Annotated in this window: 24 protein-coding genes, 1 tRNA gene and 1 pseudogene; 13 read left to right on the plus strand and 13 right to left on the minus strand. The window is 70.6% G+C overall.

Annotated elements, in window-relative coordinates; all coding sequences use genetic code 11:
• Positions 1-29: 29 nt before the first annotated feature.
• Positions 30-755 (minus strand): SDR family oxidoreductase, encoded by a 726-nt coding sequence (locus DEI88_RS02340; protein WP_111072516.1) that lies wholly within the window; start codon positions 753-755, stop codon positions 30-32.
• A 62-nt stretch (positions 756-817) separates the two neighbouring features.
• On the opposite strand from DEI88_RS02340, the gene DEI88_RS02345 reads away from it, so the two are divergent.
• Positions 818-1,609: an SDR family NAD(P)-dependent oxidoreductase gene (locus DEI88_RS02345; RefSeq protein ID WP_111072515.1), complete on the plus strand. Its 792-nt coding sequence runs from the start codon at positions 818-820 to the stop codon at positions 1,607-1,609.
• Positions 1,610-1,709: 100 nt separating this feature from the next.
• On the opposite strand, the gene DEI88_RS02350 is transcribed toward DEI88_RS02345, so the two are convergent.
• Together DEI88_RS02350 and DEI88_RS02355 are read right to left on the minus strand one after the other, a co-directional pair.
• A complete protein-coding gene (locus DEI88_RS02350) occupies positions 1,710-1,919 on the minus strand; it encodes a hypothetical protein (protein WP_111072514.1) in 210 nt (69 codons plus the stop codon).
• Between the two features lie 93 nt (positions 1,920-2,012).
• Positions 2,013-2,465: a MarR family winged helix-turn-helix transcriptional regulator gene (locus DEI88_RS02355; protein WP_111072513.1), complete on the minus strand. Its 453-nt coding sequence runs from the start codon at positions 2,463-2,465 to the stop codon at positions 2,013-2,015.
• 600 nt (positions 2,466-3,065) lie between these two features.
• On the opposite strand from DEI88_RS02355, the gene DEI88_RS02360 reads away from it, so the two are divergent.
• The 3 genes from DEI88_RS02360 (at position 3,066) to DEI88_RS02370 (ending at position 4,881) form a co-directional block, all read left to right on the plus strand.
• Complete coding sequence (locus tag DEI88_RS02360) at positions 3,066-3,593, plus strand: hypothetical protein (protein ID WP_111072512.1); 528 nt, start codon at positions 3,066-3,068, stop codon at positions 3,591-3,593.
• A 57-nt stretch (positions 3,594-3,650) separates the two neighbouring features.
• A complete protein-coding gene (locus tag DEI88_RS02365) occupies positions 3,651-4,049 on the plus strand; it encodes a hypothetical protein (protein WP_146246097.1) in 399 nt (132 codons plus the stop codon).
• Between the two features lie 241 nt (positions 4,050-4,290).
• Positions 4,291-4,881, plus strand: a complete 591-nt coding sequence (locus DEI88_RS02370) for a hypothetical protein (protein ID WP_111072510.1) — start codon at positions 4,291-4,293, stop codon at positions 4,879-4,881.
• A gap of 141 nt (positions 4,882-5,022) precedes the next feature.
• On the opposite strand, the gene DEI88_RS02375 is transcribed toward DEI88_RS02370, so the two are convergent.
• From DEI88_RS02375 to DEI88_RS02385, 3 genes and pseudogenes are all read right to left on the minus strand, one after another.
• Positions 5,023-5,328: a hypothetical protein gene (locus tag DEI88_RS02375; protein WP_258375148.1), complete on the minus strand. Its 306-nt coding sequence runs from the start codon at positions 5,326-5,328 to the stop codon at positions 5,023-5,025.
• A 92-nt stretch (positions 5,329-5,420) separates the two neighbouring features.
• A pseudogene (locus DEI88_RS02380) lies at positions 5,421-5,495 on the minus strand (TetR family transcriptional regulator); the annotation flags it as partial.
• A gap of 257 nt (positions 5,496-5,752) precedes the next feature.
• Positions 5,753-5,826 (minus strand) — tRNA-Gly (locus DEI88_RS02385).
• Positions 5,827-6,105: 279 nt separating this feature from the next.
• Here DEI88_RS02385 and DEI88_RS02390 point away from each other — a divergent pair.
• Positions 6,106-7,158: a DUF6177 family protein gene (locus DEI88_RS02390; protein WP_111027619.1), complete on the plus strand. Its 1,053-nt coding sequence runs from the start codon at positions 6,106-6,108 to the stop codon at positions 7,156-7,158.
• A complete protein-coding gene (locus DEI88_RS02395; RefSeq protein WP_146242778.1) occupies positions 7,148-7,495 on the plus strand; it encodes a hypothetical protein in 348 nt (115 codons plus the stop codon). The genes DEI88_RS02390 and DEI88_RS02395 overlap by 11 nt, the downstream gene beginning before the upstream one ends.
• A gap of 54 nt (positions 7,496-7,549) precedes the next feature.
• Here the strand turns inward: DEI88_RS02395 and DEI88_RS02400 are convergent, their stop codons facing one another.
• On the minus strand, positions 7,550-9,691 hold the full coding sequence (locus DEI88_RS02400) for a bifunctional copper resistance protein CopD/cytochrome c oxidase assembly protein (RefSeq protein WP_111012236.1): 2,142 nt from the start codon (positions 9,689-9,691) through the stop codon (positions 7,550-7,552).
• Between the two features lie 203 nt (positions 9,692-9,894).
• On the opposite strand from DEI88_RS02400, the gene dcd reads away from it, so the two are divergent.
• Positions 9,895-10,482, plus strand: coding sequence for a dCTP deaminase (gene dcd / locus DEI88_RS02405; RefSeq protein WP_111009702.1), 588 nt, complete (start codon positions 9,895-9,897; stop codon positions 10,480-10,482).
• A 145-nt stretch (positions 10,483-10,627) separates the two neighbouring features.
• On the opposite strand, the gene DEI88_RS02410 is transcribed toward dcd, so the two are convergent.
• From DEI88_RS02410 to idi, 5 genes are all read right to left on the minus strand, one after another.
• Positions 10,628-11,725 carry a substrate-binding domain-containing protein gene (locus DEI88_RS02410; RefSeq protein WP_111027622.1) on the minus strand — a complete coding sequence of 366 codons (1,098 nt, stop codon included), beginning with the start codon at positions 11,723-11,725 and terminating at the stop codon, positions 10,628-10,630.
• Positions 11,726-11,858: 133 nt separating this feature from the next.
• Positions 11,859-13,151 carry a multiple monosaccharide ABC transporter permease gene (gene mmsB, locus DEI88_RS02415; protein WP_111012238.1) on the minus strand — a complete coding sequence of 431 codons (1,293 nt, stop codon included), beginning with the start codon at positions 13,149-13,151 and terminating at the stop codon, positions 11,859-11,861.
• Positions 13,148-14,671: a multiple monosaccharide ABC transporter ATP-binding protein gene (gene mmsA / locus DEI88_RS02420; protein ID WP_111012411.1), complete on the minus strand. Its 1,524-nt coding sequence runs from the start codon at positions 14,669-14,671 to the stop codon at positions 13,148-13,150. The genes mmsB and mmsA overlap by 4 nt, the downstream gene beginning before the upstream one ends.
• Positions 14,672-14,994: 323 nt before the next feature.
• Positions 14,995-16,014, minus strand: coding sequence for a LacI family DNA-binding transcriptional regulator (locus DEI88_RS02425; RefSeq protein WP_111009699.1), 1,020 nt, complete (start codon positions 16,012-16,014; stop codon positions 14,995-14,997).
• Positions 16,015-16,208: 194 nt separating this feature from the next.
• Entirely contained in the window at positions 16,209-16,742 is a 534-nt protein-coding gene (gene idi, locus DEI88_RS02430) for an isopentenyl-diphosphate Delta-isomerase (RefSeq protein ID WP_111012239.1), read from the minus strand.
• A 21-nt stretch (positions 16,743-16,763) separates the two neighbouring features.
• Here idi and DEI88_RS02435 point away from each other — a divergent pair, with 21 nt between their 5' ends.
• The 6 genes from DEI88_RS02435 to DEI88_RS02460 all read left to right on the plus strand — a co-directional run bounded on the left by DEI88_RS02435 (position 16,764) and on the right by DEI88_RS02460 (position 22,118).
• Positions 16,764-17,822: a polyprenyl synthetase family protein gene (locus DEI88_RS02435; RefSeq protein WP_111009697.1), complete on the plus strand. Its 1,059-nt coding sequence runs from the start codon at positions 16,764-16,766 to the stop codon at positions 17,820-17,822.
• The gene (locus DEI88_RS02440) at positions 17,819-18,760 is read left to right on the plus strand and encodes a phytoene/squalene synthase family protein (protein ID WP_258375147.1); all 942 of its coding nucleotides are present in this window, start codon (positions 17,819-17,821) and stop codon (positions 18,758-18,760) included. Before DEI88_RS02435 ends, DEI88_RS02440 begins: the two co-directional genes overlap by 4 nt.
• Positions 18,757-20,385 carry a phytoene desaturase family protein gene (crtI, locus tag DEI88_RS02445; protein ID WP_111072509.1) on the plus strand — a complete coding sequence of 543 codons (1,629 nt, stop codon included), beginning with the start codon at positions 18,757-18,759 and terminating at the stop codon, positions 20,383-20,385. Before DEI88_RS02440 ends, crtI begins: the two co-directional genes overlap by 4 nt.
• The gene (locus tag DEI88_RS02450; RefSeq protein ID WP_111009695.1) at positions 20,385-20,750 is read left to right on the plus strand and encodes a lycopene cyclase domain-containing protein; all 366 of its coding nucleotides are present in this window, start codon (positions 20,385-20,387) and stop codon (positions 20,748-20,750) included. The genes crtI and DEI88_RS02450 overlap by 1 nt, the downstream gene beginning before the upstream one ends.
• A gap of 73 nt (positions 20,751-20,823) precedes the next feature.
• The gene (locus DEI88_RS02455) at positions 20,824-21,195 is read left to right on the plus strand and encodes a lycopene cyclase domain-containing protein (RefSeq protein ID WP_111009694.1); all 372 of its coding nucleotides are present in this window, start codon (positions 20,824-20,826) and stop codon (positions 21,193-21,195) included.
• Positions 21,192-22,118 carry a prenyltransferase gene (locus tag DEI88_RS02460; protein ID WP_111009693.1) on the plus strand — a complete coding sequence of 309 codons (927 nt, stop codon included), beginning with the start codon at positions 21,192-21,194 and terminating at the stop codon, positions 22,116-22,118. Before DEI88_RS02455 ends, DEI88_RS02460 begins: the two co-directional genes overlap by 4 nt.
• Before the next feature lie 205 nt (positions 22,119-22,323).
• On the opposite strand, the gene DEI88_RS02465 is transcribed toward DEI88_RS02460, so the two are convergent.
• The gene (locus tag DEI88_RS02465) at positions 22,324-23,061 is read right to left on the minus strand and encodes an MBL fold metallo-hydrolase (protein ID WP_111012242.1); all 738 of its coding nucleotides are present in this window, start codon (positions 23,059-23,061) and stop codon (positions 22,324-22,326) included.
• Positions 23,062-23,148 lie beyond the last annotated feature (87 nt).

Consider the following 23,148-nt stretch of genomic DNA (forward strand, 5'->3'; position numbering starts at 1 on the left):
GCCGGAGTGCGTGAGGCGGTCGCCGCGGTTCAGCGCTGCGAGACGGGCGAGATGACGAGCTCGTCGACGCGGACGTGCCCGGGAGCGTCGAGGACGAACTGCACGGCTGCGGCGACGTCCTCGGGGGTGAGCATCACCGCGCGGGCGTCGGCGTCCGGCACGACCGGACGCATCGCCAGGAAGTCCGAGTCGACGTCTCCCGGGCACAGGTGGCAGGCCCGGACGCCGTGCTCGGCCTCCTGGTCGTTCAACGTCCGGACGATGGATCCCAGGGCGGTCTTGCTCGCGCTGTAGGCCACGCCGGCCCCGGGCGAGAACTGCCATCCCGAGTACGACGACACCACGACCACGACGCCGGCTGCCCACCGCAGCTCCGGCAGCGCGAGGTCGACCGCCGCCACCACCGCCGTGAGGTTCGTGTCGACGATCTGTGTGAAGCGGGCGAGGTCCTGGTCTGCCCATCGTCGTGCCGGATCGTTGAGACCGGCGGCGAGGACGAGACCGTCGATGCGGCCCCGACGATCGACGAGCTCGGTGTGGGCGGCGGCCAGGGCCCGCCGGTCCGTCACGTCGACCGGCAGGGCGATCGCGTCCCCACCGTCGGACCGGACCTCCGCCACCACCGCGTCCAGGGCCTCCCGGCGACGGCCGCTCACCGCGACGCGCCACCCTGCGGCCGCAGCCGTCCGCGCCGCCGCGCGCCCCATCCCGGTCCCGCCGCCCGTGATCCACAGCACCCGTGCGTCATCGCTCATCGTCCGTCCTCCTGTCGTCAGTATGCTCGGCGGCACGACGCGGACGGGTGGAGGCAGCGAGGATGCTGATCGAGTTCAACGACCAGGTGGTCGTGGTGAGCGGTGCGGGCCGGGGGATCGGACGCACCATCGCGGAGCGGTTCCTCGCCGAAGGTGCGACGGTGTTCGCGCTCGACCTGGCGTTCGGTGCGGCGGACGACGGAGCTGCTCCGACGCCGGCCGAGCGGTTCGTCGAGCTCGTGTGCGACGTCAGCGATCCGGCCTCGGTCCGCTCCGCGGTCGCGACGATCGTCGAGCGCGCCGGACGGATCGACGTGCTCGTGAACAACGCCGGCATCAACGTCGAGGGCACCATCGACACGCTCGACCCCGACCGCTGGCGGCGGTGCTTCGACGTCAACGTGGGCGGGGTGTTCCTGCTGAGCCAAGCCGTGATCCCGACGATGCGCGCCCAGCGGTCCGGACGCATCGTCAACGCGGCGTCGTTCGCGGCGATCGTGCCGAGCGTCGGGAGCGCCGCCTACGCGGCCTCCAAGGCAGCGGTCGTGCAGTTCACGCGCGTGCTGGCGGGGGAACTCGGTCCCTGGGGTGTCACGGTGAACGCCTACGCCCCGGGGATGGTGCCGACGGCGATGAACGGATTCGCCGACATGGACGACGCGGCCCAGGCGCGCCTGCTCGACACGCTGTCACTGCGGCGATGGGAGACCGCCGACGACGTCGCCGACGTGGTCTGCTTCCTCGCGAGTCGAGCGGCCGGGTACGTCACGGGTGCGCTCATCGACGTGAGCGGCGGGAAGTTCGCCACGCAGATCCCGGCGAAGGCCTACGAGATCGCGGGGCTGGCGGACTGACGCGGTCCGGTTCCGGAGAGCGGCTGCGTCCGGATCCGGGGAGGGCCGAGACCGGGCGGGGGAGTGCCGTGTCCGGACCCGGGGAGGGGCTGCGTCCGGGTCAGGGGCAGTGCAGCGTCGACGACGCCCGCTGTCCTTCGCGGCGCTCGACGCGGTGCTGCGAGAGCGGCGCGCCGCAGAGCGGACACGCGCGGTCCACCGTGCGGTCGTCGGGGCCCTCGGGATGTCCGGCTCCGATCTGCGACGGCCCCATCTTCTCGACGAGTGTCGTGTTCCAGCGCATGTACCAGCGTCCGAATCGACCCGCCATCGCTCCTCCTGTTCGTTCGTGCCCTAATGATCAGTGTACGACCGTGTTCGGCGGCGGGCCAGTCGAGATCGCACCCAACCGGGCCGCGGTGCGTCACGAGACGTCGTCGACGACCAACAGGAGGGCCGTCAGGTCGTCCTTGAGGGCCTCCAGGCGGGCGACCGGCCACCCCAGCCGCTCGGCGACCGCGAGCGGCACCGCCTGCGCCCGCTCGCGCAGCGCGCGACCCGCCGTCGTCAGCGAAACCTGCAGCTGGCGCTCGTCGCTCGGACTGCGGTCGCGTCGGACGTACCCGGAGGCCTCCAACCGCTTGAGCAGGGGGCTGAGGGTCGCCGAGTCCAGATGCAGCTCGCGCGCGATCGCCCGGACCGACCGAGGGGAGTCCTCCCAGAGCGCGAGCATCACGAGGTACTGCGGATGGGTGAGTCCCATCGGCTCGAGGAGCGGCCGGTACAGCCCGATCACGGCCCGGGAGGTCGCCGCGAGCGCGAAGCAGAGCTGGCGGTCGAGCGCGAGCGGATCAACGGTTTCCGAGGCGGCGGTCATGCCGACGATCTTACGTTCGTGCCCTCATCGTTCGCGCCGCACCGCCCTCGAACTGGGGCGCGCGGCACCGTTGTCCGCCATCCGGCCGACACCTACGCTCGGAGGAGTACCCGCTGCACCCGGACGGACCGGACACCGCCCGAGCCCGGTCCGAGCGGTGTATCCCTCCCGGTCCCTGCTCCTGTCGACGCGCTACCCGTCACGTCGAGCGGGCAGTGGACCGGGATCCCGAACGAACGGTGTCCGGCGCCCGGCGGGCTGGGAATCGACGTGGGATCACACCGGCGCGCGGTGACGCGGGAAACCGTCGGCGCCAGGTGACACGCGAAGCAGTCGGCGCGAGGGGCCGCCGGCACGACCGGCGTCGTGCTCGTGGCGCCCGAAGACTTCCTCGCCGCCGACGAGGTCGTCGTGCTCTGGTCCGACGCCGGCTCGATCGTTTACAAGCTCGACACCCTCGCGCACGCCGCACCGACGCGCGTCTGAATTGATGAGCCAGTGTCCCCCAAAGTGAGTACATGCGCGAAATCCGAGGATGGCTCAGACATCTCATAGGGGGAAGGGAATGGCCGTTCCCTCTTGAGACATATGGGGATTGCAATGAACATCTCGCGCAAAGCCTGGCGGTTGGGGTCCGCCATCGTCGCCGTCATCGGCCTGACGCTCGTCGCGGCGCCGGCCCACGCCGACACGTCGTCTCCGAACGACGTCATCTACGTCAACAAGTGGAAGGTGACGAGCGTCGGCAGCGCCTACACGACCACCGGATCGTGGCACAACTGCCAGGCCGTGACGAAGTCGTCGGTGGCGGGCTCCGTGACGTGCTCCCTTTCGACGTCCATCTCGAACACGCTGACGGGATCCGTTTCGGCGTCGGTTGCGGACATCAACGCATCGGTCGGCTACAGCACGTCGGCGACGACGACCGTCAGCACGTCCCGTTCCTTCAACATCGCCGCCGGTGAGACTGGCGAGCTCCAGTGGCAGGCGCAGTACACGTCGAAGAAGGTGACGCAGACGGAGTACCAGTGCCTCGCGAACGGGAACGGCTGCACCAGCCTCGGCAAGACTGCCGTGGCGGTCGCGAGCAAGTACAACCAGCCGAACTTCCGCTTCGTGGCCTCCTAGGCCCTGGCCGCGATCTGCGCTAGACAGTTGACGACCGAGCATAAATCGAGGATCACCATGAAGCATCGCCACCTGGTCGCTGCGGTCACCATTGCCGTTGCGGCTGCATCTCTGACGGGGTGCTCTTCGACGTCTCAGGCACTGCCGTCGCTGACCGCGCAGGGCGCGTATATCGTGCCGCCCAGCACGGGCACCGGGTCCAAGTCGCTCGGTACGTTCGATGCGGCCACGGACACCGTCTACGTGGCCATCACCTGCCACGGCGGCGGTGACGTGGTCCTCACGCTTCCGCCGTCGACGGTCTCCGTCGACGCGGGATGCACGAGCCCGAGCAAGAAGGGCGGACAGATCGCAAGCAGGACCATCGCCCTCGACAGCACGACGGGCAAGGTGGAAGCCGTGGTCAAGGCGTCCAAGGACGACTCCTGGGGCCTGCTCGTGTCGAAGAGCAAGTGACCTCGGGCCTGGCGTCCTAGGAACACACGACAGACCCCCGCAGCCATCACGGCTGCGGGGGTCTTCCTTTTTGCGACCGCGCTCTCGTGAGAGTCGCCGCCCTCGGGTCGGCGGCGTCGGATCACATCATGCGCTGGGTGACGACCTCGCCGCCATCCCCCGCGCCTCACGAACGAAGCCCCCCGTTGCAGCAGTCGCTTCGGCGGGGGCCCGGTCGCGGGGCGCGCAGTACATTGGCGCGATGGTAGCCGCCGCGTTTACGGAGTTCTTCGTCGCTGAAGTCGGTGCTGCGGCGGCGCTGATCGGGTTGCTTTTCGTCGCGATCTCGGTCGCGCCGGAGCGGATCAGCGGCCCAACCGCGTCCCTCGTTGAGCAAGCCCGCGCCTCGAGCGCGCTGACTTGCTTTCTCCTGCCGCTCACTCTCGCCCTGTTACCAGGGGCGCACCTCGCCATCCCGGCCATCGTTCTCAGTTTCGGCGGCTTGCTCTTTGTTGCCGCAACCCTTCGCCGGTACCTCGCAACACCTCGCCGGCGAAAGGAGCCCCGCGATGGCCTCCTCGGCCTCGTCGGCTTCACCGCAGTGCTCGGCGTCATCCTCGCCTACGGCATCGTTGCACTGGTCGCCCCCACGGGGTCCTCGGCGACCCCCGCCATCGCCAGTGCGACCATTGCTTCGATTCTCCTCGGCGTCGAACGCGCCTGGGCCCTGATCGGCGGGCGCCCCACGAGTAGGACGCAAGTCCTCCGGGACCTTGTGCAAGGGCAGCCCCACGGCGCCACACCGCCGGCCACCCGCGAGTCTGACTCGTCTGACGCAACCCGCGAGGATTGACCGTCCGGGCGGAAGGAGGGCCGAGCACCCCTTACCCCGGTGTGCGCGAACGCGCGGATGGGCGAGGTCGCGCTCCGGGAGTGCTCGGACGGCTAGGGGTCTCCGTACGGCGGCGCACAGGATCGACGCGGAGAGGTCGCCTTACTTCTGGTACAGGACGCTGCGCACCAGCGCGGACTGCGCCCGGCGGATTTCGTCCGTGCTGCGCCCGGCGGCGATCAGCTCGTCCAGGATGTCCGCATGCATGGCAGCGAGCAGCGCGTGACTGACATGCACGGCGTCGGCGATCGGGCGCGTGCCGAGGATTTCGCGAACGAGGGGTTCAAGCCGCGCGAATTCGGCGAGGTAGCGGGCGCGGCGTAGGGCGCCGGGCCGCGCGATTTCGTGCGCGCGGGCCAGGTAGCGGTTCTCGAGCTTGAAGATGAGCAGCTGATCGAGTAGCAACACGATGCGCTCGGGCGCCGAGACGCCTGAGTCGCCCGGTGAGTGTCGAGCACCATGTGCACCGGGGCCAGTTTCGCCTCGATCAGCGCGTCGAGCAGCCCCTCACGGCTGCCGAATGCGCGAAAGAGGGTGCCCTTGCCCACGCCCGCCTCGCTCGCGATTGCGTCCATCGTGACGTCGCTCGGCGCCGAGACCGTCACCCTTTGATCCGACTCCGGCGCGCGGACGGCGTTCGTCCGCGCGCCGCTCGCATCCCACCAGGAGCCGCCATGTCACCACGCTGACCACCGATGATCGACGGAGGTTGCTGCGCCGCGGGCGAGCACTGGAGTGGTGCACTTGTGCGGATTCAAGGGGCTGGAGTCTCAACTACTCCGAGAGAAGTCTCATCTGGGTTGAGAAACGACAGCGGTCGACAGGGGTGCTGTGGAGCGAGTGACGGGAATCGAACCCGCGCTACCAGCTTGGGAAGCTGGAGTTCTACCATTGAACTACACTCGCGTCGCCCGGAGGCTCGAACCAGCTTAGCGGATGCGCGCGGCACCCGCGCGCACGAGGTGAGCGGGGCCTCCCGGTCGATCGCCGCACGTCGGCACGCGGAGCGGGGCGCCCGTTCCAGCCGGGAGGCCCGGGCCGCCTCCGGCACGTCCCTCCAGGATCCCTGGGAGCGGCCGTGCTCCACGGACACGCCGAGCGTCCGTGTGTACCGTCCACGGTGCCGAGCGATTCCCTGCGCTCGGTGCCCATCGGCCCGTGAGCAGCACTCGGGAGGCGAAGCGGATGGTCAGACACCCACTCATCGACGACGTCGTCGGACCGGCGATCGTGGTCGAGTCGAGTGCCCCGGTGGTCTGGCTCACCGACGCCCTCGCGTCGTTGCTCGCCCGAGCCGCGACGAGCGAACGCCTCGTCGTGCTCCGGACCGAGGCCGACGCCGCGATCACACCCGCGCTCCGGCACGCCCTCGGTGCCCACGGTGCGGCGTGGGCCGTCACGGACCGCGACGGCTCCCTGCGCGACGGCCGCACCGGGGTCCGTGCGACCTCCATCGACGACTTCGTGCTCCGCGGCCCGGAACTGTCCGGGACACCGTCGCCCGAGCACCCGGTCGCCCCGCACGCCGTCCCGCAGGTGAGCATCGACCTGACGCTCCGACACCACCCCGACCGCGAGATCAACGTCGGCGGTGCGCTCGAGGCGCTCTGCGACGCGGCGGACAGCTGCCCGGAGCGATGGGGAACCGCCGAGCCGCTCACCGTGCCGTGGGACCGCTGGGTCGTCACCCAGTACGCCAAGCACCGCGCGCCGGACGTCAGCACCTCGTACGCGATCGGGGACGGCATGGCGGCCACCATGACCGCGCACATGACGAACGGCTTCGTGGTCGAGACGCTCTCGGCCATGGTCACCGAGCCGGACGGCGGAGTGGACGCCGTGCTCGACGCCGTCCGCGAGGTCGCGAACGACGTCGTCCCGGTGTTCGGCGTCGTCATGCGGCGCCACGGCGATGCTGACCACATGGTCCGCGCGGTGTCGTACGGCGAGCCTGAGCCCGCCGCGGTCGTCGTCGGCCCCGAGGCGACGGCCTTCCTCGACCGCAGCGGCCACTGGCCGCCCGCCGACACCCGCATCGAGACCTTCGGCTCGGACGGCCACGAGGGTCTCCTCGTCCGGTTCGACTCCGGCTGGGACGCGCTCGAGGCGTTCCTCGACCGCATGGACGAGGACCGCTTCCTGACGCTCGTCGGCGGCGGTCCGCTCGAGCCCGCGCAGGCCGAGGGCGCCCTCGACGAGCACGATGCACGGACGCTCGGAGGCGCCGGTGCCCCGTGACGTCACCCTGCTCTCCCGCAAGCCCGTCGACCTGCGGGAGGTGGCGGAAGCGATCGTCGCGCATGCTGACGGTTGGGGCGTGCGCGCCCTCGACGACGGCTCCGTGCTCCAGGTCTGCCGTGACGCCGATCACCCCGTGATCAGCGTCCTCGGTGTGCACCGGGTCGACGCCGCGAGCGAGGTGGAGCGCATCCTGCCCGACGCGCCCCCGCTGCCCGTACCGCTGTGGTGGGTCGACGCCGTTGCGCCCTACGGGCCGGACGGGGAGGCCGGGGTCGCCGCCGCCGAGGAGGCAGCCCGAGCGCTCGACGCGGTCTGCATCGTCCACGGGAGCTGACGCCCCCCCGGCCGCTGGTTCCCCCGCTCGGCGCAGCGGAAGGCGGCCGGGGTGCTACCGCTGGTCCCCAGCGCCGGGAGCCCGGCGGCCGTTCATCGCCGCGAGCCGCTCGTTGTACGCGTTGAGTTCGGCGTCGCCGTCACGGTCCGCCTGCCGGTCGAGGCGCTTGGCGGTTCGCTCGTCCGACTGGATCCAGCCCCGGACGACGAGCAGTGCGACGAGCACCATCGGGATCTCCGAGGCGCCCCAGGCGATCCCCCCGCCGGTGTGCTGGTCGGCGAGGAGCGCGGCGTCGTTCGTCTGCCCGAGCGCGTGGTACCAGTCGAGCGCGTAGACGTCGGAACTCGTCATGACCGCGACCCCGAAGAACGCGTGGAAGGCGAGCGTGGCCAGCAGCGCGATGATCAGGATGGGGTACGGCGGACGCTTCGGCCCCGGGTCGACCCCGATGAAGACCCAGAAGAACAGGTACCCGCTCAGGATGAAGTGCACGACCATCACGACGTGCCACTCGTGGGACTGCATGGCGTACTGGAACGCGGGCGTGAAGTAGAAGACGATGAGCGAGCCCGCGAAGAGGGTCCCCGCCACGGCGGGCTGCCCGAGGAAGTGCATGTAGCGGGAGTGCACGAACAGCATGAGCCACTCACGCGAGCCCCGGCTGCCGTCGTTCCGCACGGGCAGGGTCCGCAGCGCCAGGAGCACGGGGCCGCCGAGCACGAGCGGCAGCGGCACGAACATCATGAGACCCATGTGCTGGATCATGTGGCTCGAGAAGTGGATCATCCCGTAGACCGCGGGCCCACCGCTCGTGAACCAGATGAACAGGACGCATCCGAGCAGCCACGCCACCGTCCGGTGTACTGGCCACTTGTCGCCGCGGCGACGGAGCTTGCGGACCGCGAGCAGGTACCAGACGCCCATCGTCACCGCGACGGCGAGCCACGCCCAGTCGATCTGCCACTGGGTCAGGAACGTGTGCAGGGTCTGCGCGGGCGGGTACGGGAACCCGATCAGGCCGCTCCGCGCGTCGTCGCCCACCACCGGCGTCTGCGGCACCGGCGGCTGGCTCCGCGACAGACCGACCGAGACGCCCATGGCGATCGCCATGAACACGATCTCGGCCAGGGCGAACCGCACGAACAGGCGCCGGTCGGACGGGTCCCGCAGGAGGCCCGGTACCAGTCGGCGACGCTGCACCACGCCCGCGATCCCGAGCAGGACGAGGATCGTCGCCTTGATCGTGATGAGCCAGCCGTAGGGCGTCGTCACCAGGTCGCCCGGGCCGGTGATCCGGAGCGACGCGTTGATGATCCCCGAGAACGCGACGGCACCGAAGCACCAGCCCGCGAGCGTCGAGTAGCGGGCGACGACGCGGCCCGTCGCGCCCTTCGTGCCCGTGCGCAGGAGCACCACCGCGACCAGACCGCCGACCCAGACACACACGCCGACCAGGTGGATCGCGAGCGAGTTGACCGCGTTCGCGTGCTGCAACGACCCCGCCGAGTGCCCGGAGAGCGCGAGCGGCAGCAAGGCGAACAGCGCGAAGCACGTGGCGACGGCGAGCGTCGTGACGCGGGTGGCGAACGCGGCGATCGCCGTGGCGATGAGGACTGCCGCCGCCGAGACCACGAGGGACTCGCCGATCTCGACCTGGAACGCGAACACCAGGAAGTTCCGCGCGTACACGGGGCTCGTCAACGGCACGCTGAGGGTGGTCGCGGCCGTGAGGAGCACCCCGACGACCGCGGCGAGGAACCAGACGGACCCGGACACGGCGGCCCACCGTGCGGCGCGGTGCTGGATCCGCGACATCTGCTTCGGGTCCTTGCGCTGGGCCGGCAGCGCGAACGCGGCGACGATGAGCAGCCCGACGGTGAGCGCGGCCATGCCGTCGTGCACGGCGCGGGCGATGGGCAGGCTGACGGCGACGAAGTTCCCGGCGTCGACCAGTGACCGGTCGCCCGTCAGCGCCCCCGTGAACGCCATCGACCCCACCGCACAGGCCACCGCGAGCGGCACCGCGATGGCGAGGACCGTCGCGACGGTGGACGCGCGGGCCGGGGCGGGCTCGGTGTCCGGTGCTGGGCCTCCCGGCAGTGCGCCGTCGGTGTCGGAACCGGCGCTGCGCGAGGGGTCGACGCGGTCGTCGGCAGCGGTGGGGGCACCCTCGGTGGGGGAGGAGGTGACGGTCATGCCTGGTCTCGACGGCCTGTTCTCATCAGCGGATGCGCAGCGGGGCCGGGAGGGCCGGGGTGCGCGGACGGTCAATCGTACGTCCGCCTCCCGACACGCCCGCTGAGTCTCCACAGGCCGGGCGCTGCGGCCCCACTCAGTGCACGACGGTCGCGGGCGGAGGCGGCTGGCACCGTCCGGACCGCGCGCAATACGATCGACCCGTGCTGCTCTCCGACCGCGACATCACCGCTCAGCTCGACGCCGGACGGATCGGCCTCGACCCGTACGACCCGTCGCTCGTGCAGCCCTCGAGCATCGACGTCCGGCTCGACAAGTTCTTCCGGCTGTTCGACAACCACAAGTACCCGCACATCGACCCGTCGGTCGACCAGCCGGACCTGACGCGGCTCGTCGAGACCACCGGGGACGACCCCTTCGTCCTGCACCCGGGCGAGTTCGTGCTCGGGTCGACGTTCGAGGTCGTGACGCTGCCCGACGACATCGCGGCGCGACTCGAGGGGAAGAGCTCGCTCGGACGCCTCGGGCTGCTGACGCACTCGACCGCGGGGTTCATCGATCCCGGGTTCTCCGGGCACGTCACGCTCGAGCTGAGCAACGTCGCGACGCTGCCGATCATGCTGTGGCCGGGGATGAAGATCGGGCAGCTCTGCTTCTTCCAGCTCTCCAGCCCGGCGGAGAAGCCCTACGGCTCGGCTGAGTACCAGTCGCGGTACCAGGGGCAGCGGGGTCCGACGGCGTCCCGCTCGGCGCTCAACTTCCACCGCACCGACGTGTCGGGGGAGCGGTAGCGCGCCGGGTCCTCGCCCCCGGCCGCTCCCGAAGACGCGCGGGTCGTGCCCACCGCCGGGAGGCCCATCCCGGCTCGGAACGACGAGGACCCCGCCCGCGACTGGGTCGCGGACGGGGTCCTGGGTGCGTCGGTGACGCGGCGGGTCAGCCCTGCTTGGCGAGCTGCTCGAGCGTCGGGTTGTTCTTGTACGCCTGGACCGCGTTCTCCTTGGTCACGAGGACCGGGGTGAGCTCGATCGCGGGCACCGTCTTGACGCCGTTGTTGTTGTTGGCCTTGTCGAGGACCGTCTTGGGCTTCTTGCCCTGGCTGAGGGTCTTGACCAGGTCGACGGCCGTGTTGGCCTCGAGCGTCGTGTCCTTGTAGATCGTCGAGTACTGCGTGCCGTTCATGATGAGCGGGATCGACGCGGTCTCCGAGTCCTGGCCCGTGACGATCGGGTTCGGCATACCGGCGGCCTTGGTGGCCGTCAGGATCGCGCGGCCCAGGGTGTCGTTCGGCGACAGGACGCCGTCGAGCTTGGTGCCGCCCGAGTAGTAGTGCGTGATCAGGTTCGTCATGCGGGACTGGGCGTTCTGGGCGAGCCAGCCGTCCGTCTCGACGTTCTGGAACTTGGTCTGACCCGAGACGACCTTGAGCGTGCCGTCCTTGATCTTCGGGGTGAGGACGCTCATCGCACCGTTGTAGAACACCGTCGCGTTGGCGTCGGTGGACGCACCGGCGAAGATCTCGACGTTGTACGGGCCGTTGCCCTTGCTCTTCTTCAGGCCGTCGAGCAGGGCGTGCGCCTGCAGCTGACCGACCTTGTAGTTGTTGAACGCGACGTAGTAGTCGACGTTCTTCGTGTTGAGCAGGTTGCGGTCCCACGCGATGACGGTCGCGCCGGAGGTCTTGGCGGCCTTGACCTGCGAGCCGAGCTGCGAGCCGTCCTGCGCGCCGATGATGATCGCCTTGTCGCCCTTGGTGACCATGCCGGAGACCTGGCTCTGCTGGTCGGACACGGTGTTCGTGGCGGCGGCGTACTGGATGTCGGCCTTGAAGCCGGCGGCCACGATCGCCTTCTTGAAGGCGGCGCCCGCGAGCACCCAGTTCTGCGACGTCTTGGCGGGGAGCGCGACGCCGATGGTGTCGCCCTTCTTGATGTCCGCACCGCTCGCGCTCGAGCCACCGCGGGCCGAGCAACCGGTGAGGGCGAGACCGGCGACGAGCACGACGCTCGCACCGACCATGAACTTCTTGCGCATGTGATTGCTTTCTCTTCGTTGAGCTAGGGGAGGGACGGTGCCGACCCTCCCGGGTCGTGTCGACGGCGGAGGCCGTCGTCGGGTGCCGGCGGCGGTGGTGACCGCCGCCGGCGGGTTCAGGGGATGGATGGGGTCAGTGGGAGAGGACCTTGTCCGGCTGGTCCTGGATCGACTGCGGCTGCTGGTCCGCGATGGTCGTCTCCTGGGTCTCCTGCCGCCGGAACTGGCGCATCATGCCGCCGATGAGCGACGGACGGCCCTGCGACTTCGAGTAGACGTCGAAGGCGACGGCCACCAGGAGCACGAGACCGCGAATGATCTGCGTCATGTTGGACTCGATGCCGAGCAGCGACAGGCCGTTCGTCAGGAGGGCCATGACCAGACCACCGACGATGGAGCCGGAGACGGTACCGATACCACCGGAGACCGCGGCACCACCGACGAACACGGCGGCGATGGCGTCGAGCTCCCAGCCGGTGCCGTCGTTCGGGCCCGAGGCGTTCGAGTAGGCGGTGAACACCATGCCGGCGACGGCCGCGAGGAGCGACATGTTCGCCATGACGAAGAAGTTCACCTTGCGGGCGCTCACGCCGGACAGGACCGCGGCGTTCGCGTTGCCACCGACGGCGTAGACCTGACGACCGAAGATCGTGTTGCGGGTCACGAAGCCGTAGATGATGACCAGCACGCCGAGGATGATCGCGACGACCGGGACCGAGGTGCCGACGTTGCCGGACGCGAACAGGTAGGTCGCGAACAGGGTCACGGCCACGAGCACGCCGGTCCGGACGAACGACACCCACACCGGGGGGACCTCGGCCTGCATCTTCTTGCGACGCTGGCGACCGCGGACCTCCATGTAGATGAGCGCGAGCGCGGTCACGATGCCGAGGATCAGGGTGCCGTTGCTGAAGCCGAAGTCCGGGCCGAAGTCCGGGATGAAGCCGGCGCCGATGGTCTGGAAGTCGTTCGGCACGGGGACCGACGTCGAGTTGCCGATGATCTGGTTCGCGCCACGGAAGATCAGCTGACCGGCGAGTGTCACGATGAACGCCGGGACGCGGACGAACGCGACCCAGAAGCCCTGCCACGCGCCGACCGCCGCACCCACGGCGAGACCGAGGATGATCGCGAGCCACCACGGGAAGTGCCAGACCGCCATGGACTGCGCCACGATGATGCCGACGAACGCCGCGACCGACCCGACGGACAGGTCGATGTGACCGGCGATGATCACCATGACCATGCCGAGCGCCAGGATCAGGATGTACGAGTACTGGAGGAAGACGTTGATGATGTTCGTCGGGTCCAGCGTGAGCCCGTGGGTGAAGATCTCGAAGATGATCACGATCGCGACGAGCGCGATGATCATGCCGTACTGGCCGACGCTGTTGCCCTTGCCGAAGAGCAGTCTGAGGTTGTTCATTTCGTGAGTGCGCCCTTCCGCGCGGAGGTCATGCTTCGCATGAGGGTTTCGGGGTCCGCCTCACCGGCGGGGAGGTCGTTGGTGATCGCACCCTCGAAGATCGTGTAGATGCGGTCCGAGAGGCCGAGGAGCTCCGGGAGCTCCGAGGAGATGAGGATGATGCCCTTCCCCTCGGCCGCGAGCTGCTGGATGATCCCGTAGATCTCGAACTTCGCGCCGACGTCGATGCCGCGGGTGGGCTCGTCGAGGATGAGCAGGTCGGGGTCGGTGAACATCCACTTCGACAGGACGACCTTCTGCTGGTTCCCACCGGAGAGCTTGCCGACGCCCTCCTCGACCGTGGGCACCTTGGTGCGGAGCATCTTGCGGTACTTCTCGGCGACGTCGTACTCCTCGAGGGAGTCGACGACGCCGCCCTTCGAGATCTTCTTGAGGTCGGCCGCGACGGTCGAGCGCTTGACCGTGTCGAGGAGGTTGAGCCCGAGCGCCTTGCGGTCCTCGGACACGTAGCCGATGCCGTTGTCGATCGCCTGCTGAACGTTGTTGACCTTGATCTCGCGGCCGTCCTTGATGATCTGGCCGCTGACGAAGGTGCCGTACGAGTGGCCGAAGATGCTCATCGCCAGCTCGGTGCGTCCCGCACCCATGAGGCCTGCGAAGCCGACGATCTCGCCGCGGCGCACGTGGAAGTTCGAGCCCTTGCAGACGAGGCGCGTGGGGTCGACCGGGTGCTGGACCGTCCAGTCGCGGACCTCGAAGAAGACGTCGCCGATCTTCGGGGTGCGGTCCGGGAACCGGCTCTCGAGCGAGCGGCCGACCATCCCGCGGATGATGCGGTCCTCGTTGACGCCGTCCGCCTGGACGTCGAGCGTCTCGATGGACTTGCCGTCACGGATGATCGTGATGCTGTCCGCGATCTGCTCGATCTCGTTGAGCTTGTGGCTGATGATGATCGAGCTGACGCCGCGGGACTTGAGGCCGACGATGAGGTCGAGCAGGTGCTGCGAGTCGTTCTCGTTCAGGGCCGCCGTCGGCTCGTCGAGGATGAGGAGCTTGACGTTCTTGTGCAGCGCCTTGGCGATCTCGACGAGCTGCTGCTTGCCGACACCGAGGTTCTTGATCTGCGTGTCCGGGTTGTCGTCGAGGCCGACGCGGGCCAGGAGCTCCTCGGCGCGGAGCTGCGCCGCGGTCCAGTCGATGACGCCGAAGCGGCTCGGCTCGCTGCCGAGGAACAGGTTCTCGGTGATCGACAGCTCCGGGATGAGCGCGAGCTCCTGGTGGATGATGACGATGCCGGCCTGCTCGGACTGCTTGATGTTCGCGAACCGGACCTCCTCGCCTTCGTAGACGATGTCGCCGGTGTAGGTCCCGTAGGGGTACACGCCGGACAGGACCTTCATCAGGGTCGACTTGCCCGCGCCGTTCTCGCCGCAGATCGCGTGGATCTCGCCGGCCCGCACGGTCAGGCTGACCTCGGAGAGGGCCTTGACGCCGGGGAACTCCTTGGTGATGGACCGCATCTCGAGGATCGTCTCGTTCGCGGTGATCGACCGGGTCTCGGTGCCGGTTTCGAACTGGCCGGAGCCGGTTCCGATCGGGTGTGACGCCACAGTGCATCTCCTTCTGCCGAGGTGTCGGCAGTCCTTCTGGTGATCGCGCCAGCGGAGGTCACAGCAGCACTGTGTCGGACTCCGTTGTCGCGTCCGGGTCGTCCGCCATGTGAACGGTCACATCGAGCGGAACGGGGGCAATATTACGCACAGGTTCCGGGCGGCTGTCAATTCCCCGGGGTCGCGGTTTGGTAACGCGGTCCGGAGGCCCCTGGAACGGGGGTCAGGGGCGGTCACGACCGGCTCCGGGGCGAGCCGGTGGAGCCGCGGACGACGAGTCGGGGCACGATGTCGACGGGCCGGAGGTCGCCCTCGACCGGGAGCAGGAGGTCGACGCAACGGCGCCCGAGCTCGGCGAAGTCGACGGACACCGTGGTGAGCGGCGGCCAGAAGTGCTGCGCCTCGGGGATGTCGTCGTAGCCCACCACGGACAGGTCGCCGGGGACGTCGAGCCCGTAGGAGCGGGCGGCGTGCATGACGCCGAGGGCCATGGCGTCGTTCGAGCAGAAGATCGCCGTGCAGTCCCGCCAGCGCAGGAGCTCGCGGCCCGCGTGGTACCCGAAGTCGGCGGTCCAGTCCCCGAGGATCGGCGGCTGCACGGGCATGTCACGGTCGGACATCTCGCGCAGGAACCCCTGCATGCGCGCGTCCGCCTCGATCCAGTCCCGCGGACCGGCGATGTGCCGCACGTACTGGTGCCCGAGGTCGAGCAGGTGCGCCGTGGCGAGCCGCGCCCCCGTCATCTGGTCCACCCAGAGCGCGGTCGGGTCCTCGCCGATGCTCGATCGCAGGGTGACGTACGGCGTCTGCATGCCGGACTCGGCGATCACGTCGAACACCCGCGTCTGCGGCGCGATGACGACGATGCCCTCGACGTCCTGGTCGAGCAGGTGGCCGAGGCCCTGGCGGATCGACGCGTCGTCCGGCGCCGCGATGTTCGCGGTCGTCACGAAGTACCCGCGTCGGACCGCAGCGTCCTCGATCGCCTGGAGGGTCAACGTCGGCCCGTAGTGGGAGCGCTGCGAGGTGAGGACCCCGATGGTGCGGGAGCGACTGGTGACCAGGGCGCGGGCGGCCCGGTTCGGCCGGTACTGCAGCTGCTCCATCGCGGCGACGACCTTGTCCCGGGTCGCCTCGCGGATCGCGTCGGAGTTGTTGAGGACGCGGGAGACCGTCTGGTGCGACACCCCCGCGACCCGAGCGACGTCCCGGATGCTGGGCGCACGCGACTTCTCTGTCTTCGCCGACGCCATTGCCTTCTCATTCCACCCCGATGTGCACGTTCACATCGCGAGCCACATCATTATGCACGTTCCGCTGTCGGGCGCCGCATCGAGTTCGCGCAGGCACCGGAGCGGCGGCCCGGCCGCAGGGTCCCGCAGTGGAGGGGACGCCTCCCGGGCCGCCGTCCGGACCACCCGGGGACGGGGTCCACCAGGCGTCCGCCTCAGTCGAGCGCGCGCGCCGGAAGCACCGCGAGCTGCCACCCGAGCCACGGGCTGAACGCGAACGGAGCCGCGGCGACCGCGGCCCGCAGCTCGTCCTCGGAGACCCAGATCCACTCGGCGACCTCGTCCGCCGCGGGTCGTGGCACGTCGGTCGTCGTGGCACGGAACACCGGGCAGACCTCGTTCTCGACGATGCCGGACGCGTCGACGGCGCGGTACCGGAAGTCGGGGAGGACCGGGGTCACGTCCGCCACGGTGATCCCGAGTTCGCGCGCGGCACGTCGGGCGATCGCGTCCTCGAAGGACTCGTCCGGCCCGGGATGTCCACAGAACGTGTTCGTCCACACCCCGGGCCAGGTGGCCTTCGTCAGGGCCCGGCGTGTGACCAGGATGTTCCCCTCGGGATCCGACACGTGGCACGAGAACGCCAGGTGCAGCGGCGTCGCGTCGGTGTGCACTGCGAACTTGTCGGCCACACCGATGGGGGCGCCGTCGTCGTCCAGCAGGACGACGGTTTCCGGGAAAGTGCTCATCGCGATGGATAGGTTAGGCCAATGAACGACGACGCGACCGCCGTCGCCCGGGACGGACTCACGCTCGTCGACGAGTGCCTCGAGCGGTTCTTCGCACTCGCCGCGCGTCGGGCCAGCACCTACGGCCGTGCGTCCGAGGACCTCTGGCGTGTGCTCAAGCGCGCCAGCACCGGCGGCAAGCAGTTCCGTCCGCGGATGGTGCTCACCGCCTACACCGGACTCGGCGGGCGGGACCTCCATGCGGCGGCCCACGTCGGCGCGGCATACGAGCTGCTGCACACCGCGCTCGTGGTGCACGACGACGTCATCGACCGCGACTGGTCCCGGCGGGGCGTGCCGAACGTCGCCGGCAGCTACCGGGACGAGGCCACGACGGGCGGCATCCCGACGCCGGTGGCCGAGCACCGCGGCACGAGCGCGGCCGTCATCGCGGGGGACCTGGCCCTCGCGGGCGCGCCGCGGCTCATCGAGTCGAGCGGCGTCGACGGCGAGCGCCGCACGCGACTGCTCGACCTGTTGGACGAGGCCGTGTTCGCGAGCGCCGCGGGCGAGATGACCGACGTCGACCTGTCGATCGGGGTCATGCCGAGCGTGGACGAGATCCTCGCCATGGAGCGCGCGAAGACCTCGGTGTACTCGTTCGAGGCACCGCTGCAGTCCGGCGCGGTGCTCGCGGGGGCGTCGGACGCGGTGGTCGCCGCGCTCGGGGTGTTCGGGCGCGAGATCGGGGTCGCGTACCAGGTGGTCGACGACATCCTCGGGGTCTTCGGGGACGAGGCGACGACGGGCAAGACCGCGGTGGGCGACCTGCGCGAGGGCAAGCGCACCGTGCTCGTGGCCCACGCGGCGACGACCGAGCACTGGGCCGCCATCGAGCCGTTCCTCGGGAACCGGGACCTCACCGACGATCAAGCGGAGCACCTGCGCTTCCGTCTGCTCTGCAGTGGCGCACGTGACGTCGCGCAGGAGCGGGTCGAGCGCCACGCGAGCCTCGCGACGGCAGCGCTGGCGGGCCTCCCGGACGACCTGCGGTGCCAGCTGGCGGCGATCGCGACCGAACTCGTGGACCGGGTCCGGTGACCCGGGGCGACGTGACGGGCGCGGCCCCGACCGTGACCACGGGGCTCGGCCTGTACGACGCGACCGCGGCGGCCGCCTCGTCGGTCGTCATCCGCCGGTACTCGACGTCGTTCGGGCTCGCATCGCGCCTGCTGCCAGCGCACGTCCGCGAGCACATCGAACACGTGTACGCACTCGTGCGGGTGGCCGACGAGATCGTCGACGGCCCCGCGACCGAGGCCGGTCTGGACCCGACACTCGCGGGCCGCCTGCTCGACGAGCTCGAACAGGACACCGAGCGTGCGATGACGATCGGGTTCTCCGTCAACCCGGTCGTGCACGCCTTCGCCCGGACCGCCCGGACCACCGGGTTCGGGGCCGAGCTGACGCAACCGTTCTTCCGGTCCATGCGGGCCGACCTCACGCGCAGCGAACACGACGACGCTTCGTTCGTCGACTACGTGTACGGCTCCGCCGAGGTCGTCGGACTCATGTGCCTCCGCGCATTCGTGTACCGGGCGGGACGGCCGACCTTCGACGAGGCGGTGCTCGTCACGGGGGCTCGTCGGCTCGGGGCCGCGTTCCAGAAGGTCAACTTCCTGCGCGACCTGCGGGCGGACTTCCTCGAGCTCGGCCGGTCGTACTTCCCCGGGGTCGACGTCCGGTCCTTCGACGAGGCGACGAAGGCGCGGCTCGTGGCCGACGTGCAGGACGACCTCGACGCCGCCGCGCGTGCGCTCCCGCTCCTGCCCGGCCGGGCACGTCCTGCGGTGACCCTCGCGCACGCCCTGTTCCAGGAACTCAACGACCGGATCGCCGCGACCCCGGCCGAGCGGCTCGTCACGACGCGTGTCCGGGTCCCCGACCCGGTCAAGGCCGCTCTGGCCGCCCGGGTGCTCGTCGGCCGCGCCCCCGTCCCTCGCGTTCGACGCGGCAACCGGCCGGGAGGCACGGCATGAGCACCGAGACCACCGCGGCCGACCAAGCCGCCGACACCGCACCGTCCGGCCGCCGCGTCCCCGCCCGTCGCGTCGTCGTCGTGGGTGGCGGCATCAGCGGGCTCGCCGCCGCCGCACTGCTCGCGCGCGACGGCTACGCCGTGACCGTGCTCGAGCAGCGGTCCGAGCTCGGGGGGCGCGCCGGGACCTGGTCGGCCGGTGGCTTCCGGTTCGACACCGGGCCGAGCTGGTACCTCATGCCCGAGGTGTTCGACCACTTCTTCCGGCTGCTCGGGACGTCCGCGGCCGAGCAGCTCGACCTCGTCCGACTCGACCCCGGGTACCGCGTGTACAGCGAGGGCCACGACGAGCCCATCGACCTCGCCGCGACCCGCGAGGCCAACGTCGCGCTCTTCGAGTCGATCGAGCCGGGATCGGGCCGTCGGCTCGAGCGCTACCTCGACTCGGCGGCCGAGACCTACGCGATGGCCGTGCGCCGGTTCCTCTACACGAGCTTCCAGGACCTGCGGCGGCTCGCGACACCCGACGTGCTCCGTCGCGCCGGGCGGCTGCTCCGCCTGCTCACCCGGCCGTTGTCGTCCTTCGTCGAGGCCACCGTGCAGGACCGGCGCCTGCAGCAGGTGCTGGGGTACCCCGCCGTGTTCCTCGGCACGAGCCCGTATGCCGCGCCGAGCATGTACCACCTGATGAGCCACCTCGACCTCGCCGACGGCGTCCTGTACCCGCAGGGCGGCATCAGCACGGTGATCGACGCGGTCGAGCGGATGGCATCGGCCGAGGGCGCGAGGATCGTGACCGGGGCCACGGTCGACCGGATCGTCGTCGAGCACGGCACGGTGACGGGCGTGCACCACACGACGCCCGACGGCGACGCGGTCACGACCCCGGCCGACCTCGTCGTCAGTGCGGCCGACCTGCACCACACCGAGACCGACCTGCTGCCGCCGCGGTACCGATCGCACGGCGACGCCTACTGGGAACGTGGCGACCCGGGTCCGAGTGCGGTGCTCGTCTACCTGGGCATCGACGGACCCGTCCCCGGCCTGCTGCACCACACGCTCGTCTTCACGGCGGACTGGCACGCGAACTTCGGCGCGATCTTCGGCAAGGAACGCCACGTGCCCGACCCCGCGTCGATCTACGTGTCCGCGACCTCGGAGACCGACCCCACCGCCGCGCCGGCGGGGTCGAGCAACGTGTTCGTGCTCGTCCCGTTGCCGGCCGACGTCGGGATCGGACGTGGCGGGATCGACGGTGCGGGGGATCCCGAGGTCGAGCGCATCGCGGACCGGGCGATCGCGGCGCTCGCCGAGCGTGCGGGTGTCCCCGATCTCGTCGACCGCATCCGGGTGCGCCGCACCGTGGGGCCGAGGGACTTCGCCGACGACTACAACGCGTGGAGCGGGAGCATGCTCGGGCCGGCCCACACCCTGCGGCAGAGCGCCTTCTTCCGGGCGCGGAACGCCTCGACCCGGGTCGACGGGCTCTACCACGTCGGGGCGTCGACGATCCCCGGCATCGGGCTGCCGATGTGCCTCATCAGTGCCGAGGTGCTGCTCAAACGGATCCACGGCGACACCTCGACCGAGCCGCTCCCGGAGCCGCTCGAGCGACGGCGGCCCTGATGCCCGGGCTCTACCTGGCGGGTCTCGTGGTCGCGCTCGTCGGCATGACGGTGCTCGACGCCCGGTTCCGCCTGTTCTTCTGGCGGGGCCCACGGCGGGCTGCCGCCGTCATGGCCGTCGGGATCGCGTACTTCCTCGTGTGGGACCTCGCGGGGATCGGGCTCGGTGTCTTCCACCGCGGACCGTCCTCGTGGCTCATCGGTGTCCAGGTGGCGCCGGAGGTCCCGGTCGAGGAGCTGTTCTTCCTCGCGCTGCTCTGCTACGTGACGATGGACCTCATCGGCTTCGTCCGACCCGTCGTCGAGCGCACGGCCCCGCCGCGCGTCGAACCTCCCGCCCGCCGGACGAACGGGGTGGCGCGGTGAGCGGGGTGCCGCCGCGGGTGGCCCGCGTGCTCTCGGTGCTCTCGGTGCTCCCGGCCGCCGGGGTGGTGCTCCGATGACCGCGGGCGCGGCGACCTACGCCCTCCTCGACCTCGCGTTCCTCGCCGTCGTGGTCCTCGTGGCCGTGGTCGCCGCGGTCGTCGCGGTGCGTCGGGTGGCGCTCCGGCGCGGACCGGAGGCCGTCGTGCGGTGGCGTCGCACGGTCCTCCTGACCGGCCTGGTGGCGGGCGTCGTCCTGGTCGTGGCGACGGTCGTGTTCGACAACGTGATCGTCGGCACCGGCATCGTGGCGTACGACGCGCAGCGGATCAGCGGCATCCGTCTCGGCGTCGTCCCGGTCGAGGACCTGGCGTACGCGATCGCGGCGGTCCTGCTGCTGCCGTCGCTCGTCGTGCTGTTCGGGCCCCGATCGAGGTCGGAACGATGAGCGCCGCGAGTCCGACGGCCCGACCGCGCCGCGCGGGGTCGACACTCCGGGCGCTGTTCGTGTCGTCCCGGCCGGTGAGCTGGGTGAACACCGCGTACCCGTTCGCGGCCGCGTACGTGCTCGGCACCGGGGTCGGGACACACGAGGCGGACGGCTTCCACCTCGCGGTCCTCGTGCTCGGGGTCGTGTACTTCCTCGTCCCCTACAACCTCGCGATGTACGGGATCAACGACGTGTTCGACTACGAGTCGGACCTGCGGAACCCGCGCAAGGGCGGCGTCGAGGGCGCCCTGCTCGACCGCAGTGTGCATCGGACGACCCTCGTCGCCGTCGTCGTGACGAACGTGCCGTTCCTCGTCGCACTCGTGTTGCTCGGCGGCCCGTGGAGCTGGCTCGTGCTCGCCGTCAGCGTGTTCGCCGTCGTCGCGTACTCCGCGCCGGGGTTGCGGTTCAAGGAGCGGCCGTTCCTCGACTCCCTGACCTCGAGCACGCACTTCGTGTCCCCGGCGGTGTACGGCCTGACCCTCGCGGGGGCGCACTGGACGGGCTCGCTCCTGGCCGTGTGCGTGTCGTTCTTCCTCTGGGGTGTCGCGAGCCACGCGTTCGGTGCGGTCCAGGACGTCGAGGCCGACCGCGCCGGGGGCATCGGGTCCGTCGCGACGGTCATCGGCGCCCGGGCCACGGTGCGCCTGGCGTTCGTGGCCTACGTCGTCGCGGGGCTCGTCGTGCTCGCGACGCCGTTCCCGGGGCCGTTCGCGGCGATCGTCGTCGTGCCCTACGCGCTGAACGTCCTGCCGTGGTGGTCGGTCGCCGACGCCGACGCCGACGCGGCGAACGCCGGGTGGCGCCGGTTCCTGCTCGTGAACTACCTGGCGGGGTTCCTCGTCACCATGGTGCTCATCGGCTACGCCGCGACCCGCTGAGTCGCGGCGGCGTCCGAACGCTCGCGACCCCCGTCCGACTCCACCCGACCCGCGCCCCGTATCCACGCGACCCGCGCCCGACCTCACGCGACCCGCGCCCGACCTCACGCGACCCGCGCCCGACCTCACGCGACCCGCGCCCGACCTCACGCGACCCGCGCCCGACCTCACGCGACCCGCTGGGTCACGTCGGCGAACCCCGACCTCAGTGCGCGGATCGGCGCTTGGCCTGCTCGACCGCGCTCCGGATGCCCCGGCGCCACTGGGGGCCGTGCCCGGGGAGCACGATCCGTGCCTCGGTGTCGACGAGCCGGTCGAGCGACTCCAGGGCGGCGCCGCTGTCCGCGGTGGCCGACCCGGCGACGATCTGCGGCCCGATCCCACCGGTGTACGGGTCGAGCGTGACGATCGCGTCGCCGGCGATGAGAGCGTCGCGGTCGGCGAAGTACAGCGCGACGTGGCCGTCGGTGTGCCCGGGCGTCTCGATGATCCACGGGGAGGCCTGCACGGCGTCCCGCTCGTCGAGCGGCTTCGTGTCGGTCACACCCTCGACCATGAGCGCTCCCGCGACCACCATCCGCGCGAGCTTCGGGAGGCCGGCGGGGTGTGTCAGCGGGTACACGAGCCGGTTCCGCTCCGTCCGGTACCGGTAGGGGTGAGCGGCCAGCTCCGCGTCCCGCGGGTGCACGAGCACGGGCACGTCCCACTCCCGACGCGCACGGGCCGCGGTGCCGACGTGGTCGAAGTGCCCGTGCGTGAGCGCGATGCCCTCGACGGCATCGGGGGTGTACCCGAGCTCGGCGATCGCGACGAGCAGGTGCGGCCACGCGGCGGGCAGACCGCTGTCGACGACGAGCAGTTGGTCGCCGGTCTCGACGAGGTAGAGGTTCGTGTGGGCGATCTCGAGGCGGTGGATCCCCTCGGCGACGTCTCGGAACAGCATGGCCGCAGGCTACTCGTCGGCGCCCGCGCGGGCCGTCGGGCGGCACGACGGTGTGCGCGACCGGGGGACGGCCGACGTCGGCGCCTG

The organism is Curtobacterium sp. MCBD17_003, assembly GCF_003234885.2.
Lineage (GTDB): Bacteria > Actinomycetota > Actinomycetes > Actinomycetales > Microbacteriaceae > Curtobacterium.